Raw genomic sequence first — 15,228 nt, forward strand, 5'->3', positions numbered from 1 at the left:
AGAAAATATCTCTTCTTACTTGCCATTAGTACTTTGCTTTTCCTTATTCCAATCTTCTTTTGTATCTAATGGCTTTAATTCCGCAGAACCATCTGCTTTAACTGTACCTGTGTATACTATTTGATTTTGTTGTCCATCAATTTGTTTTCCGTTTTTTTCGGAAACATTTACTTTTACACTTTTGCCAGGATCCATATTTTCTGTCATAACAAATATGGTTGCTTTTTCTCCATAATTGATTTTATCAATCTTTTCTTTACCAGCAGCATCCATCCAATAACTTTCTACTACCTTGGGAGCTTTGTCGTTGCCCATCATCGCACCAGGAATAGTCATTGCAATTTCCTTGAATTTTTCACTAGCATTTCCACCAGTATTGATCTGCATAGGTTGCATAATGGTAACTTTACCTCCAGTACCACACATACATTCAGAATCTTCGTATAAGAATTTTTTACTTCCTCCTAATGTTGAGGTTTTAGTAGTTTTAGTCCACTTTTGTAGCGCTGGAATACAAGGTAAATATCCACCACTAGTTGGTTTTAGTTTACATTGTCCGAAAGTAGCAGGCACCTGAACATCCATATCCGTAGCTTTAAACTTGCCTTGGATTTTCACTTTTTGATTTTGCGTTACTAAAAGCTTAGCAGGCACAAAGCCCTGATTACATTCTAATAATGCGCCATCTAATACATATATTTTACTACTCATCTTTTTCTAAATTAAAGGTTATGGTAGTTGTTTTTTTTATATAAATCCTTTACTTCGAAGGAGTAATTTAATTTTCCTTTGGTTACCAATCCAAATTGGGGTTTTACTTTATAAGTACCTTTATACTCAAAATCTAACATGTGTTTATCACCTGGATTCGTTGGTAATTTGCCTAAAAATCCGTTAAGCTTAGCTAATGGAAACTTTTTATGATCAATATCCATTTCGGCATCTGATGTAATAGTTACCTTGGTGAACCCAATATCTTGTTTAGAAATCTTTTTTTGCTCTAAAATTGGGATGTTTATATTACCTAGGGCATTGGCAGATACTTTAGTTTGTTGTGCTAACTTTTTATCTTCAAATTCTTGATAAAAAATATTAGTAAAAAAGAATTGATAAAAATTATCTTCTAAAAATACGCGCTGAATATTATCTTCTTGTAATTGCCAATCAAAATCACTTGTCATTTTAAGCAAATCTGGGTATTCTTCTAAAAGATCAATTTTTACTTCTTTCCATTTTTGTCTTATTTCTTTGGTGTTGTTTACCTTATTCAATTTAAAACTCTTGTCAACTTTTAGTTCTAAGATATCATTAACTGAAGCAACTTTTAGCGCGATTTTTTGTGCTTTATCTATCTTACGAATAACACTAAATTTTTCATTTAATAGGAATCTCTTTTTAACTTCCATTCTATAATTTAGAAGCCCTTCTTGATCAATTCCATAAAAAGTTAAATCAAATTCGATCCCCACAGCAGCAGAGGATTTATTTTTACCTTGTTCTATAAGGTTAACTACCTCAGAAGTATAGGTGCGGGTAATTCGCTCTCCGTTGAGTTTTATAATCTGATTGATATGGGGTAGGGCACGTTGCATGATTATTTTGTTATCCAGCTTGTGTTACTCGTTCTCGATTACCATTTACTCTATTTGGTCCCATACCTATACTACTGTAATGAGCAGAAAAATGGAAATAACGGTTTCTAAGCGTCTCTAATAATATTCTATGTTCTGGATTGTCATAAGACATTTCTACACCATCGTTAAATACATATTCATCCAGAATGGTTTTAGCTGAATTTAATTCATTAGGTATTTTAAACTCTCGAGAGATTTTGCTCATTATTAAATTCACATTTTTATCAATTGAGAATTTTGTCATAATTTGTAAAGGAATAAAACTGTATTTGTTACTTAGACCTTTTCTATCTCCAGTGAGCGTTCCCCAAAAGTCACTTACCGTTATTTCTTTAGGTTTAAACCATCCTTGATCAATGAGTAATTGCCTTTCTCTTTCTAGATCATTAAGATTTGTAATTGTATAATCAAGACGAACTTCTTCATCTGCATTATCCACATAACCGCCTCCAATGTCAGAATGAACTCCAGGAAGAAATTTCTCGACACCTCTATTACCTGTACTTCTGATATCCGTAAGTCTAAAATTACTTCGATGTTCATCGGCAGCAGCAAGTTGCAATGTATGTTGAGATTTTTTTACAGCGTTTAACTTTAATTGAGTAGTATTATTATGGTGAGACAGTCCTAAGGAAGCCACCGTATCAAATAATCCTGCAAAATGAATTATTATCATTTTTACTTTGATTCCTTTTTCTTCTAGGAATTCACCAAGTGCTCCATAATCTACCTTATAATAGATTTTTCCACCGCGTCCTACACGTTTTTTAAATTGCCCTTTTCTTTGAGTTATTTCATATATAAAATTCCTTGCAGCTGCTGCACCTCTACTAAAGCCGTACGTTTCTATAGTGAGTGTGTTAATATTTGTAATACTTAAATCTGCAATAGCATTAGATACTTCTTCACACCCTTTTTTTACTTTAGCTCGGACTCCAGTAGATCCTGTACCTAATCCCATTCCCGTTTTAGAATCGGAACTTTCATTTTCTGTACCAATACCTTCTATGTAAATAGAAAATTTTTTTATTGTCTCTTCTTCTACAGGTTCATAAGCTGGTTCCATTCGGGATACATTCGAGTGATCATTATCATAGCTACCTGTTTTATTAGGACTCCATGGAGTTCCCCACCAAAAATCGCGATACTTTTTTACAAGCTCCTCATCATGTGGCTCACCTCTTTTCATCTTCTCATACTCCAAACGAATATTCGTATTTTCTCTATTGTTGGCTGTTCCATCAAAAAAAACAGCGGCTGTGACATTTACAGAATCATCTGGTGTTAACTCTTCATACTCTGCATTCCCTACATGAACTGGAGCGGTTTGCACATTAACTCCGCTTAGTACATTTTTGCTAGCCTCTTGAGCTCCCGATGATGTAGCTGTCAATCCAATACCTCCCATAATATTTATTAATTAGAAGTTTCGTATACTTTTATTCTTGCCTTTTTAATATCGATGCTTTCTGATGCATTCTGTAAAGCAATAGTAATATCGCTATTATATTTATCAATAGTTAACATCAATTCTGTAGGCACATCTTTTGACTTTTCATACATTTTTTCGAAAACAGTGTGTATTTCATTTTCTTCAAAATAAATTCTAGTCCCATATTGATTATTATTTTGGTCTGTCCATTCCATTCTGATATGATCCGGAATAGCATAATTCTGAAATTGATCTAATATTTTGTTTGAACCAATAGTATATAGACTTTCACCATTAAAAAATGTTATTCTTATTTCTTCAAGCTTTCCTTCTTTTTTAAATGCAACAGAGGGCTTCCATTCGAACTTTTTTCTATACGCATTCCATTTGCCAAATGGAATACTATCAGGATTCATTTTAGCTTTTACTTCGTCTTTAAAATCTTCTTCTAGTACAGAATCAATAAATTCTTCCATAGAAAGTTCTGCATAAGGTGAAAATTCCTTAATACTTACTTCTGTTTCTGAAGCTTTAAATATACCGATCTCTTTAGACCACCCATTTCCCATCATCCATACGACAACTTCTCCTCCTGGAATTAATCCGATATTAATCCTTCCGTAGGTGTCTTTCTTACCTAGTCGATTAATATAGCCTTCTTTAAAAAGTTTATTTATTTTTTCTGAAGGCAAGTCAAAATTACCTGTATAGAATTTTCTTTCTAAGTAGGAAATCCAAGTTATTTCTAATTTTACAGGTGCAGGCTTTAAGTCTTCACCCACCACGTGTGTTGGCCCTATTTTACCCCATCCTTGATGTAATGTATGCCCTGAAGGAATATAAATACTTTCTCCATTTTCATACAGCAATCGTCCCTTATGAATCTGCATAGGATTATATTTCGGTGCACAAGCAGTAGGTCTCCATTCGTATTTTTCCATTTTTTTTGTAGTCTTAATTTCTTGGGAATTATTCTTTTGACAAGAAACAACTCCAATACTCATTACGGTGAATATTACCATCAATAAAGAAGCGGTATTACGAATACTGCTTTTATTCTCCATATTCAACTGTTTCGGCACTAGCAATTGTAATTTTACCTCCGGCATTGGTTTTGATTTCGCCACTTGCATCTGTAGTTATTTCCTGAGCTTCCTGCTTATATTCACTACTAATTACTTTGATTGTTTCTCCTATCTGGCGATCTTCATTAGTCGCACTGATAAAATAATCTTCAGTAATTGTTTCACTTTTATTTTTTCCAACAGAAATATCTAAATTTTCATCTACATTTATCTGCATGTTTTTAGCATTCAATGTCATATTTTCTCCAGCTGAAATGGTGATATCATTATTGGCAGTATCAATATTTATAATATTTTGATTCTTATCGGTAATAGTAATAAATTCTGCGCCATCGGCATCATTTAATTCTACCGTATGACCACTTCTCGTGCGCAACGCTTTTACATCATTGCTTTGGGTATTCCAACTTGCAGGATTAGCTCCTCCTGTATATAAAGTTCCCAATACATAAGGTCTTTCTGCATTACCCCCTTCAAAACCAATCAATACTTCTTCATCAAGTTCTGGGATGAAATGAAAACCTTTTTCTCCTCCAGCGTGCGGAGTGACAATACGTAACCAAGGAGTTAATTCTCCTGTTTCTCTTTGCCAAGGGAATTGTACTCGTATTCTACCAATTCCATCAGGGTCACTATTTTCTTTTACAATAGCTACCTGAGATTCACTTTTAGGAAAAGCCATTAAATTGGTGTTTGGATACACATCCAATTCAGCAGTAACTCCTTCGAATTTATTTTGATATCTTCCGTTTTCGGTATTAGTATGAGTAACTTTTGTAATTCTGAAACTACCGTAATCTGCGCCTTCTCCCTTTATGTTAACTACTTGTCCAATTTTAACACCAGGATTGTCGCTAGATCCTTTAAAAATCACCTGCTTTATTTCTTCAGCCTTTTTCTGTTGCTCTACATGCGTATCTAATCTTTGCTTCAGTGATGGATCGTTGTATGAATTTAAATAAATATTAGTTTCATTAGGGAAAATTTCATCTCCTTTATTGCTAGTAAAACCATTATATCCATTTACACCAGAACTAACTTCATTCGTGGCTTTTTCATGCTGTCCATCTGTAAGGTAGTCGTTAGTAAAATATTTGTAACTATTAGATGTAGGTTTTAAATCCAAAGAAAATTCCTGAAGATCGTGTCCATAAGTTAAGGTAACTTCTTCTTGATCTTCTGGTTTTCCAAATATCAAAGCACTTCCATCATAGTAAAACCATTGACTATATTGCGCAGCTAATCGACTTGAATATTGAAAAGCACTTTCTTTATTCTGTACACTATAATGAATGTTATCAGATCCAGAAGGGTTAAAGACTGTTTTTAATTTAGACTGATCATATCTTTGAAATGTTTCATCTAAAATGGTAGTGAGATCAACATCATTAAAAGAATTATAATGTGGTCCATCATCAGCTATAATACTACAACTATGCGCTTTTATAGTTACTAAGTCACCATTTTGTTGATGAAATCCCATAGTGCTATTTACAGAGGTTACCACTCCTTTAAACTCAAATTCTTTGTAGCCCGAAAACGTTCCAATAGAAGAAATTTGTATGGTAATGATTTGTCCTAGATAATCCTTGGTTTGAGAAGCAATATCTCCAGTTATATTTTCTAGAACATCCATTCTACAAACTAATTCTAGTACATGATGCGCATCGATTTCTTGATGCAGTATTAATCGTTTATAAGCATTTATTGCTGTTCCTCCAATAAATATTTGAGTGTTAGATTGCAACGCCATGTCTTTTGTTTTTTAGTGATTTAACAACCGATAAGTTGTCAATATAGTTTTCACAGGTTTTTATAAAGTTACCATTTTTAGATTAACAAATAGTATGTTTTTAAACAATACTATGTATTATCTGGTGTAATAAGGATAACTCATATCTATATTATATATTCTAAGATAAGAGATTTTTGTTTTTAAAAATCATTTTTAGCTTTTCCCGTTCTTTCCCAAATAAACACCAAGAATTAAGAAGAGATACTTTTTAGACGGTTTTATCCCATAATATTCCTCTAAAACACTAAAAACTTTATGATAAATATTAAAGCAACCACTTTATAGGTATCATTAGTTTTTAGTAAGTTTATTTAATTTCAGAAATACTGTTATCTTAGAATAAAAATCCTTTGATATTCTATTCAATTATGAAAATATTCAAAATCACAACTGATAATAAAAAAAGAATTATTACACTTTGGAAGGCCAATTGTTGGTAAACGTAGTTCCTTTAATTGAAATTTCCTTAGCGGATAATACTAAATGTATCTGTAACGGCTTTGTGCTTTCTGCATTAAAATGCTCCGTGTATTCGATACAATAAGCGTCCTTAACTTCTACATTTTTTAGACTAGACATATTATCTCTTCTGAAAAAAGTAATTTTACAACTTTTAGTAATAGTAGGAGAGATGGTCCAGTCCAAAAAATCTGTTTTGGCAGTAGATTCTATTAATAAACTAACTTGTCCTCCTTGTGGTTTTGCACAAGGTCTCCCTGTGTAATCGGTATCTTGTCTGAAGGTGAAAGAGCAATCCAGAATGTTTATCTCTTCCCCATCAAGATCTAGTTTTGCTAAAAATGACATAAGTAATAATTTTAATGTGAATAACTACTTTATCAGTTCCATTATTGTTTACAAGAAAATGTAACAAAGAGGAAATGATGATGTAAGATAAGAAAGGGAGTGAAAAAACCACTCCCTTAATTTAAATCTTATATAAAACGAAATGATTTATACCCATTCGTTTGTATGCTCACCGTTTCCAATACCGATTTCTCTTGCAGAAATGGTAATTTTTTCAGTCATTGGATTAGAACCTTTAGCGTCAAAATTTTCCATATACTTTACTGCATAAGCATCGGTAAAATTTAATTCTTTGGAAGTAGCTTCTGTATCTCTCTTTAAGAAAACAATAGATCCACTTCTCATTTCGAAATTGTTAAACATCCAATCAGAAAGGCTAGTGTCTGAAGTAGATTCTACTTCAATAGTAATCATTCCACCTCTAGTTACAGATGATGGACGTCCTGTTGCGTCGGTTTCTTGAGCTAAACCATAATTACAGTTTAATACATTGTACTCATTTCCTCCAACTTTTAATTTTGCTTTAAAAGACATAATAAATAATTTTTAAATTAATAATAATAAATAATGATTATAATAAATGTAACTTGTACGATGTAAAGATAGTAAAATATATCAGACTTAGGTTGTTACTATATCGTTAAGTGTGAAGGGATTAATGGATTAAGAAAGAAAAAGACTACACGGTTTTCAGGGAATTTGCACTTTATCGTGAAGTTTGTCTAATAAAAAAAAGATCTCAACGAGTAAACTGAGATCTTTTTTTAACAAAATTTTAACACTAATTTTTTATGCTCTTTTGCAGATGATTACATCATTTTCCTTGATATTATTTCCCTCTATTGTTCGAGTGAAATCAACATGTGTTTGCATGCCCATCCAATTTGGTTTTGTATAGAAAATCCATCCATAAGGGTTGTTTTTATCATCTAAAAACTCTATTTCACCTTCAGGATGTCTATCATTGTAATCGTTTATGAAAAAGTAGAATAGCTTACCAAACTCCATTTTTTCTGGTGCTTTTAATCTAAAGTTGCTCAACTCATCAATATTTTCACCCTTATTAAATTCAAAAGAAATAACCAACGGGTTAATTAATTCGTCGTCTTTAGGGTCTTTCATCTTTTTGTCAATAGGGTAGAACCATTTTTTATATATAGGTACAGGAACGGAGACTGCAAATTCATAAAGTTTCACAATCATTATAGGAATAAGAAAGCAAATTGATGATGCTGTGAAAATATATTTGTAATCAGGTTTGTAAATCCCAACAACGAACAGAAACGTAATTAATCCAACAAATACTGTTACTATAGTATATAAAAATTCTGGCCAGAATTTTGTTGGATCTTCTTCTGATAGGTTTGGGAAAAATTTACGCATAGCAAACACGTGTAAAGATCCCAAGCATAAAAATATTATTTGGAAACCTATAAAGCTGTTTAAAGGTATGTCATTAAGTACTTTTTCATTACTTAATAGGGCTGTCGCAGCAAATAATAAAAGTACCACTAGCATGTATAGTAAAAACTTCTTTTTGTTTTTGACAAAAAGTTTCTTCAACCCGGCAACAACTCCCATTAAAATAGCACTAACGGCCAATAGTAAGATTCCTACCTTAAAAAAATCAGCATTTAATGCTGCAGATTGTAATATCAAATTCATATCATAGTTGTTAGACCCATCCTGGGACCGTTAGTCTCATTTAATACAAATGTTTCTTCTTTACTCGAATATGTTACGTTAATTTTTGTATCTATTTCCATAGGGATAAAATAGTCACAAAAGATAGTAATAAATTTTTTAGTAGCACCACTTACTATATATTTATCAATATTTTTTTGGTCAACAGGCCCTATTGTTATTTCCCAGCAAGGATAGGAGATTACAGTTTCTTTTAGTTCTAAAACCAAATCAACTCCTAGTTGGTGTTCTTTAGAAGTGTCATTTATATTGTCATCTAAAGTTTTATACTTTTTTTCGATAGTCACTTTTTCTCCTATGATTTTCTCTAGACTTAAAGCAGTTAGTTCAATCTCACCTGATATTTTGTGTACATAAGGTAATAATTGCAAAAGTTTAATGCTGTAATCAGAAGGAATCTCAGGGTCTAAATTCCAAAATTTTAAAAGAAAATCTGTTTTTAGGTTCGCAAACTCATTAATTAGTTTACGTTCGTTTTTTTCAATATTGACTCTTTGAGTGAAAAATTCGTTTTCTAACGGGGAGAAAAAAGATCGAGCATCTTTTTCTTGTTTCTTCTGTTTTTGGTGTAATTCTGTAAAGGAAATATCACTTTTCGCTTTTACCGGTTCATGGAATAGTCCTTCTGGTAAGGTGTCATAAAGACCATTTCTAGCAATATTAAATTGTAACTTATCTGTATTTCCAGAATAAGAATCTAATTTAAAATTAATTACATCTCTTCTGTAGGATCTGGAGAAAGTACTGTTATTAAAAACATCAATATCTGTAAGATTTACACTAGATTTTTCTAAAATTTCAGTAACAAAAACTTCTGCTTTTAGATTTTGATAGGTAGTGGTTAATTCTTGATAGATGTCTTGGATCTCTTTGTTCTTCATTCGTTTAGTTGGTGTAAAGAATGCGAGCTTCTTCTCTAGTTTTCTACAGTGTTGGTGTTATTATTAAATTTAGGTTTTTTTCCAGCAGCGACAAACATCCTTTTCCAAGGTTGTTTGGATAAGTCACTAATTTGAACTCCATTTCCTCCAGAATTTCCTCTTCTTGAAGTAGAGTGAACAAATTTATTGTTTCCAAGATAGAACCCTACGTGGGTTATATCACGAAATTCAGAACCTTTATTGTTAAAAAAGATTAAATCTCCCTGCTTTAGATTATGTAATCCTTTAAACTTATTTGTGTCTGGTGCGTCAAATTGTTTTTGTGCGGTACGTTCAATTAAATTACCATAAATGTCGTGATATATATATTGAGTAAAATAAGAGCAATCAATTCCTTGTTTAGTATTTCCCCCTAATTTATAAGGAGCATTCATCCAATCATCTATAAACTCAAATAAAGGAACGTTATCTATTTTCTTCGGTGGAACACCTAATATTGCTCCATATTTTTTCTGGATAGGAAGGATAGCATTTTGTTTCGCCAATGCAATAGAATCTCTTCTTGCCTGGGCTAAAGCTTCTTGTTCCGCTTTTTTAGATCCACCACAACTCATTGCCCCAACAATAATGATAAATAAAAATAGTGTTTTAAAAAGTGTATTCATTTGAAAAATAAAATTTACACAAATATAAAAAACTTATGCGTATTTTCTATTCTTAGTCTATTGATAACAATAAAATAAAATCATAAAATCATGGATTGTTGTTTTTTTAGTTAGTTTATTGAATTATGAAGTGTAGATAAATAAAATCTTTATTAAATTGCATTTGCTTTGTAAGTAAATTAAAGCGCACAAATTATCCTGTATGAATAGTTCTTATTATAAGTTGCCTTTAGATACATTTAGAATAGTTAAAAACAAAGAGATTGATAGTTGTGATCTTAATCAATCTATTGTTGGATATATTCATTTGATTACTACATCGTATTTTGGGGAATGTACTTTTGATGAATCTTTTGGGTGTTCTATTTGGAATGTTGATTTTGATAATCTAACTAGTACAAATAAGTTGCGTAATACTATTTCCGAATCTTTGGTGGAAAGTATAGTTTCTCAGGAAAGAAGACTTAAGAAAGTCACGGTTGATGTTACAATACAACAAGAGGAGTTTAAAAATAGAGGAAGTTTAAATAGAATTAAGAAACTAGTAGAGATAAAAGTAAATGGGGTTGTGAGTAGAACAAATGAACAATTTGCTTGTTTAGAAAAATTTTATATTGCTCCACTTTCATTTTAATAGGGTTTATGAGTACAGAAAATAAAGTTCAGATAAAAAATAGAATGATCAAAAAGGCGGCTTCACTTTGGGGAGTTTCCCCTAATGAGATAGAAAGCTCTTTTGATCCTGTGGTATCTCTTCTAATTGGTGCCTGTGCTTCTGAGATAGAAAAAATTTCTGGAGAGATTGATAATTCGCAAACACGAATTACGGAGCGGTTGATTCAATTAATGACGCCAGAAACTTTATATGGATCTCGTCCTGCTCATGGTATTGTTTATGCAGAACCTATAGAGAAAAAGACGACAATAACTCCTGAGCATTTATTATACTATAAAAAGAAGATAAAGACCAAGAATGCTAGTACAGAATTAAAAAACATATATTTCTCCCCAATTCAACAGAATCAATTAATAGATGCTACAGTAAGTCGTATGATTTGTGGTAATAAGATTTTTGAATTAGAAGGAAAAAGAAAATCAACTAATGATTTGTCTTTAAAGGCAGGAGGCTCGTTGCCACCATCAACTTTGTATTTAGGTATAAAAACTGAGCAGAGTAAAATTTCATTAAAAGATGTCTCTTTTTATTTTGAGTTATTGGATGTACAAGAAAATGAACTTTTTTACCATCATCTTAAAAACGCAAATTTTAGCTTTTTAGATCAGGAGTTCAAAACTTTTCCAGGGTATTATAATAGTGATGTTTCCAGACGAATTAATTTGGAGTCAATATTTAATTATAAGCCTAATAAGACACGGAATATAGAAGAGCAAGTAAAGAAGTTGTATAAAAAACATTTTATTTCTATAAAATCAGATATTTCATTGGGCTCTAAGGCGGATATGCCAGAAGAATTTTCTAAATTTATAGATCAGAAAGATCATGATGATTTGGCTGATTTTAATTGGATTAAAATTGAGTTTCCTAGAATTGTAGATAATTCAATTTTAGAAAGTGTTTTCTGTACAGTAAATGCTTTTCCCGCATTAAATAGAAAATGGGAGAGTATATCGTATCAATTAAAGGATTATATTGATATTGTACCTATAAGTACTCAAGAATTGTTTTTGGATGTGAAGTCTATTTCTAATACTTCTGGTAAAGATTATAGATTACGAGAAAATGATTCGGCTACAGATGATAAAGGGACTTACGTTATTAGAAGGGATAATGTAAGTAAATTAGACTATAGAAAAGCAAGAGAATATTTGATCCATTTAATAGAATTATTAAAAGACGAGAGTGCTTCTTTTTCGTTTTTTGGAAATGATTTTTTGCAATCTAATATTAATGAGTTAAATCAAAATATTTCTCTTTTAGAGAAAAAGGTTTCTGATATGAAAAAGTCTTCGGAAGAGACTAATTATATTTCTGTAAAACCTTATAAAAAGAAAGATACCCTTCTTGTAGAATATTGGACGACTAGTGGAGAAGATGCTAATCAGATTAAGTCAGGTAATAGTCTTAGTATTTATCAAGGAAGTGATCTTAAGCAAAAAGGTAGTATGTTTCTAACTTCTACATTCCAAGGTAAAAATAACTTAGGGATGGAAGAAAGGCTAAATGCCTATAGAAGAGCACTACTTTCTAGAAACAGAATTGTAACTAGAGAAGATGTAAAAGCTCTATGTTATGAATTGTGTAGTAATAAAGTAATAGAAGTGAAGGTGTCTAAAGGTTTTAAAACAGATATCCATGTTTCTAAAGGTCTTATCCCTTGTATTGAGGTGAAACTTTTGGAAAACAAGAAAGAGAATACTTCATCTGTAGAATGGGATTCTTTAAAAAGTAATATTTTATCTATTTTAGAGCAACAATCTTTAAACGTTTTTCCTTACAAGATAACAGTAGTAAGTTAAATATATATTGAAAACAGATACTAATGAAAACATCAAATAAAACAACAAATTATCATTTAGATAAAAGTGTAATATTGTTTTTTTTAATAACAATATTAGTAACGGCAACGGTGTTTGCCTTTAAGTATGTGAATTATGTTCCTTGTGAGGTTATTGAATTTTCTTTTAAGGAAACTGAAATAAGAGTTGATGAATCTATTGAGTTTGAAGATAAAACGATAGGCGCATTGGAATGGAAATGGGATTTTGGTGATAGCACAGCTATAGATACTAGAAGAAAACTATATCATACTTTTAAAAAACCTGGAGAATATAATGTTTCGTTAATTGTTAATGGTAAATGTCCTAAAATTCAGAAAATTACTGTTTTAGAGAAAAAAGAAATTTTAGATCCACTGAAGAAAGCAAAGTTTAGAATTTTAACTCCTAGAATTAGAGTTGGAGAAAAGTTAAAGGTTGAGGATAATACGTTAAATGCTGAAACTTGGGAATGGAACTTTGAGAATGCTTTAGGAGGAACATCCAGAGAGAAAAGCCCTGAATACATATATAGTACAGAAGGAAGGAAAACGATTACCTTAATTGTTAACGGAGAACTTAAGTATTCTACTAAACAGACGATAGAGGTATTGCCAAAGAAAAAAGAAAAAATCCGTAAAGATGATATAGTGATAAGAGATGTTTCTGTTATACCAGATGATCCTATTGGAGACGATCCAATAGCGGATGATCCTAAGGATGAATTTAAGGCTCCTTTTATTAATGAAAAATCGTTTAAGTCTAAATTGATTTTGGTATCTACCAAAAAATTGACGGCTAAAGATTTTAAAGATTATTTATGTGGGAATTTGGACCTTCCTATTATCGTAAAGAAAAAGCGAACTACTTTTATTGAGTTTTGTGAAAAAATAAAAGGTAAGAGTATTGTTATAAAGGATTTAGACTTAACTCATGAAGATAATAACTGTATAAAGAACATTGTGATTGATTATAGGAAAACAAGTATATTTTAATTAAATGTTCTATAACAAGTATATTTTAAAAAGATGGAATTAAAAAATAAAAATCATCATCGTGTCAATTGGATTGACGGAATGAAGATTAATAAGAATCATTTTATTGAGGCGGATAATGCATTTACTAATTTCTCTCAATTAATAGGTTCTAAAGATATCAACGCTATTAATTATGGTTTGTTACCTGATTTAGCAGGTGATGATGCTGTGGATATGGTTTTTTCCATGGACGGTCAGGATACAATAAAAGTTCAGCTTAATAAGTGTAAAGCGATTACTAAAGGTGGTTATATTATAAATATTACACCAGAAATTTCTTCTGCATTAGAACAAAAAGGAAGTATCATTAATACAGAATATAAGATCAATAGCGCAGAAGAAGAGTGTTATATAGTACTTAGCGTGGATCCTTATGGAAGAGTTCCTGTTGGTGATGCCGATCCAGAGGAAGAGCCTCCTAGACATCCTTTTGTATTGCCAGAGTACAGTCTTAATGTAATCAATCTATCAGAGGCTAATGAAGAAGAGTTCGGGAGACATCATATTACTATAGGAAGAATCGAATTTAATGATGGTGTTGCTTCTTTAGCAGAGGATTTTATTCCACCTTGTGTGTCTATACAGAGTCATCAAGATTTACGTTATATCTATACCGAAATACATACTTTTTTTAATGCTATAGAAAAATATTCTATGAACATTATACAAAAGATCTATCAGAAGAAACAATCTAATGAACTAGCTACAATGGTTTTAACTTTAACTCAGAATACATTACAGTATCTAGGTGGTATGTTACCAGAGTTTAGGTTGTACGATAGGCATTTGCCACCAGTTACTATGATTACTAAGCTAATGTCTCTAGCACGAGTGATCAAAAATAATATGGATGTATATGTAGGAACAGGTAAAGAAGAACTATTAAATTATTTATCGGATTGGTGTGATTTAAATCAAGGAGCTTTTGAGAATGTTTTGATTGAAATGATGGACTTAGAATATCAACATACAGATATTAATAAAGCTTTACATAACGTGTCTAGTTTTACAAAATTGATGCTTTCTTTGTTTAAGAAATTAAATGAGCTTGATTATATTGGAAAAAAATCAGATTCTAATATATTTGTGAAAGAAGAGGTAATCGCTAAACCTGATGTTAAGAATAGAAGAAGTTTCTTATTAGATTAATGTGTAATTAAATATAATTTACGGAAAATGAAACCAAAAAACAGTAAAGAAAGAAGAAATAGTGTTTTAAAATTTGCCTTACTATTTTTATTTACAGCAGCATTAATTGTTACTGCATTCTTTTTTGATTTTGATAGAATACCTTTTAAAGAAAATGAAGTCTTACGAGAACGTACAGCAATTGTAGAAAAAGACGCAAAATTTCAGAAAGATTTTTCTAAAGGAATGTTTAAAATAGAAAAGCTAATTGATTCGTTAGAAAGACCTGGTAAAGAAGATAATCTTTATTATATAAATAGAAATCTTGAATCAGAAATAGGGGATCTAAACGAAGCTATAGATCCAAATGACACTACCTATAGATATAAAATGTATGTCAATATAGTAAGCTCTTATAGACAGATTAAAGAGTTAAAAGCTCAGCTTGCTAAACAGGAAAAAGAATTTCAAGAGTTTGAAGAATATAAAGCAGCTTTAGAAAAAGCTAGAGAACAACTTGATAGAGCTAGAAGCGATCTTGATCGTTGTAGAGCTGCTCTTTAG

15 protein-coding genes are annotated in these 15,228 nt (G+C 31.2%); 5 read left to right on the forward strand and 10 right to left on the reverse strand.

The features are described from left to right. Positions 1–15: 15 nt before the first annotated feature. The 10 genes from NMK29_RS06135 to NMK29_RS06180 form a co-directional block, all read right to left on the reverse strand. Positions 16–711 carry a PAAR-like protein gene (locus NMK29_RS06135; RefSeq protein ID WP_108803050.1) on the reverse strand — a complete coding sequence of 232 codons (696 nt, stop codon included), beginning with the start codon at positions 709–711 and terminating at the stop codon, positions 16–18. 11 nt (positions 712–722) lie between these two features. Beyond that, positions 723–1,592: a hypothetical protein gene (locus tag NMK29_RS06140; protein WP_254097181.1), complete on the reverse strand. Its 870-nt coding sequence runs from the start codon at positions 1,590–1,592 to the stop codon at positions 723–725. Positions 1,593–1,602: 10 nt separating this feature from the next. Next, positions 1,603–3,042 carry a DUF2235 domain-containing protein gene (locus tag NMK29_RS06145; protein WP_108803052.1) on the reverse strand — a complete coding sequence of 480 codons (1,440 nt, stop codon included), beginning with the start codon at positions 3,040–3,042 and terminating at the stop codon, positions 1,603–1,605. An 8-nt stretch (positions 3,043–3,050) separates the two neighbouring features. Beyond that, on the reverse strand, positions 3,051–4,130 hold the full coding sequence (locus NMK29_RS06150; RefSeq protein ID WP_158594438.1) for a DUF2931 family protein: 1,080 nt from the start codon (positions 4,128–4,130) through the stop codon (positions 3,051–3,053). Then, positions 4,120–5,904, reverse strand: coding sequence for a type VI secretion system Vgr family protein (locus NMK29_RS06155; protein ID WP_108803054.1), 1,785 nt, complete (start codon positions 5,902–5,904; stop codon positions 4,120–4,122). The genes NMK29_RS06150 and NMK29_RS06155 overlap by 11 nt, the downstream gene beginning before the upstream one ends. A 453-nt stretch (positions 5,905–6,357) precedes the next feature. Beyond that, on the reverse strand, positions 6,358–6,753 hold the full coding sequence (tssD, locus tag NMK29_RS06160) for a type VI secretion system tube protein TssD (RefSeq protein ID WP_108803055.1): 396 nt from the start codon (positions 6,751–6,753) through the stop codon (positions 6,358–6,360). 147 nt (positions 6,754–6,900) lie between these two features. Continuing rightward, positions 6,901–7,287 carry a type VI secretion system tube protein TssD gene (tssD, locus tag NMK29_RS06165; protein WP_108803056.1) on the reverse strand — a complete coding sequence of 129 codons (387 nt, stop codon included), beginning with the start codon at positions 7,285–7,287 and terminating at the stop codon, positions 6,901–6,903. Positions 7,288–7,542: 255 nt separating this feature from the next. Next, on the reverse strand, positions 7,543–8,418 hold the full coding sequence (locus tag NMK29_RS06170) for a TssN family type VI secretion system protein (protein ID WP_108803057.1): 876 nt from the start codon (positions 8,416–8,418) through the stop codon (positions 7,543–7,545). Beyond that, positions 8,415–9,338 carry a hypothetical protein gene (locus tag NMK29_RS06175; protein ID WP_108803058.1) on the reverse strand — a complete coding sequence of 308 codons (924 nt, stop codon included), beginning with the start codon at positions 9,336–9,338 and terminating at the stop codon, positions 8,415–8,417. Before NMK29_RS06175 ends, NMK29_RS06170 begins: the two co-directional genes overlap by 4 nt. Before the next feature lie 35 nt (positions 9,339–9,373). Beyond that, entirely contained in the window at positions 9,374–10,003 is a 630-nt protein-coding gene (locus NMK29_RS06180; protein WP_108803059.1) for a C40 family peptidase, read from the reverse strand. Between the two features lie 202 nt (positions 10,004–10,205). Here NMK29_RS06180 and NMK29_RS06185 point away from each other — a divergent pair, with 202 nt between their 5' ends. Genes NMK29_RS06185 through tssO form a run of 5 tightly spaced genes read left to right on the forward strand, consistent with a single transcriptional unit; the run spans position 10,206 to position 15,228 of the window. Then, positions 10,206–10,637, forward strand: coding sequence for a GPW/gp25 family protein (locus NMK29_RS06185; protein WP_108803060.1), 432 nt, complete (start codon positions 10,206–10,208; stop codon positions 10,635–10,637). A gap of 8 nt (positions 10,638–10,645) precedes the next feature. Beyond that, the gene (locus NMK29_RS06190; RefSeq protein ID WP_108803061.1) at positions 10,646–12,481 is read left to right on the forward strand and encodes a type VI secretion system baseplate subunit TssF; all 1,836 of its coding nucleotides are present in this window, start codon (positions 10,646–10,648) and stop codon (positions 12,479–12,481) included. Positions 12,482–12,504: 23 nt separating this feature from the next. Beyond that, positions 12,505–13,494 carry a PKD domain-containing protein gene (locus tag NMK29_RS06195; protein WP_108803062.1) on the forward strand — a complete coding sequence of 330 codons (990 nt, stop codon included), beginning with the start codon at positions 12,505–12,507 and terminating at the stop codon, positions 13,492–13,494. A 33-nt stretch (positions 13,495–13,527) separates the two neighbouring features. Beyond that, positions 13,528–14,685 (forward strand): hypothetical protein, encoded by a 1,158-nt coding sequence (locus NMK29_RS06200; protein WP_027392879.1) that lies wholly within the window; start codon positions 13,528–13,530, stop codon positions 14,683–14,685. A 27-nt stretch (positions 14,686–14,712) separates the two neighbouring features. After that, entirely contained in the window at positions 14,713–15,228 is a 516-nt protein-coding gene (gene tssO / locus NMK29_RS06205) for a type VI secretion system TssO (RefSeq protein ID WP_108803063.1), read from the forward strand.

The sequence above is a fragment of the Aquimarina sp. Aq107 genome, assembly GCF_943733665.1.
Classification (GTDB): domain Bacteria; phylum Bacteroidota; class Bacteroidia; order Flavobacteriales; family Flavobacteriaceae; genus Aquimarina.

Bases quoted from the DNA above. Each gene is read 5' to 3' on its own strand.
- NMK29_RS06135 (WP_108803050.1), bottom strand. From the start codon at position 711: ATGAGTAGTAAAATATATGTATTAGATGGCGCATTATTAGAATGTAAT.
- NMK29_RS06140 (WP_254097181.1), bottom strand. From the start codon at position 1,592: ATGCAACGTGCCCTACCCCATATCAATCAGATTATAAAACTCAACGGA.
- NMK29_RS06145 (WP_108803052.1), bottom strand. From the start codon at position 3,042: ATGGGAGGTATTGGATTGACAGCTACATCATCGGGAGCTCAAGAGGCT.
- NMK29_RS06150 (WP_158594438.1), bottom strand. From the start codon at position 4,130: ATGGAGAATAAAAGCAGTATTCGTAATACCGCTTCTTTATTGATGGTA.
- NMK29_RS06155 (WP_108803054.1), bottom strand. From the start codon at position 5,904: ATGGCGTTGCAATCTAACACTCAAATATTTATTGGAGGAACAGCAATA.
- tssD (WP_108803055.1), bottom strand. From the start codon at position 6,753: ATGTCATTTTTAGCAAAACTAGATCTTGATGGGGAAGAGATAAACATT.
- tssD (WP_108803056.1), bottom strand. From the start codon at position 7,287: ATGTCTTTTAAAGCAAAATTAAAAGTTGGAGGAAATGAGTACAATGTA.
- NMK29_RS06170 (WP_108803057.1), bottom strand. From the start codon at position 8,418: ATGAATTTGATATTACAATCTGCAGCATTAAATGCTGATTTTTTTAAG.
- NMK29_RS06175 (WP_108803058.1), bottom strand. From the start codon at position 9,338: ATGAAGAACAAAGAGATCCAAGACATCTATCAAGAATTAACCACTACC.
- NMK29_RS06180 (WP_108803059.1), bottom strand. From the start codon at position 10,003: ATGAATACACTTTTTAAAACACTATTTTTATTTATCATTATTGTTGGG.
- NMK29_RS06185 (WP_108803060.1), top strand. From the start codon at position 10,206: ATGAATAGTTCTTATTATAAGTTGCCTTTAGATACATTTAGAATAGTT.
- NMK29_RS06190 (WP_108803061.1), top strand. From the start codon at position 10,646: ATGAGTACAGAAAATAAAGTTCAGATAAAAAATAGAATGATCAAAAAG.
- NMK29_RS06195 (WP_108803062.1), top strand. From the start codon at position 12,505: ATGAAAACATCAAATAAAACAACAAATTATCATTTAGATAAAAGTGTA.
- NMK29_RS06200 (WP_027392879.1), top strand. From the start codon at position 13,528: ATGGAATTAAAAAATAAAAATCATCATCGTGTCAATTGGATTGACGGA.
- tssO (WP_108803063.1), top strand. From the start codon at position 14,713: ATGAAACCAAAAAACAGTAAAGAAAGAAGAAATAGTGTTTTAAAATTT.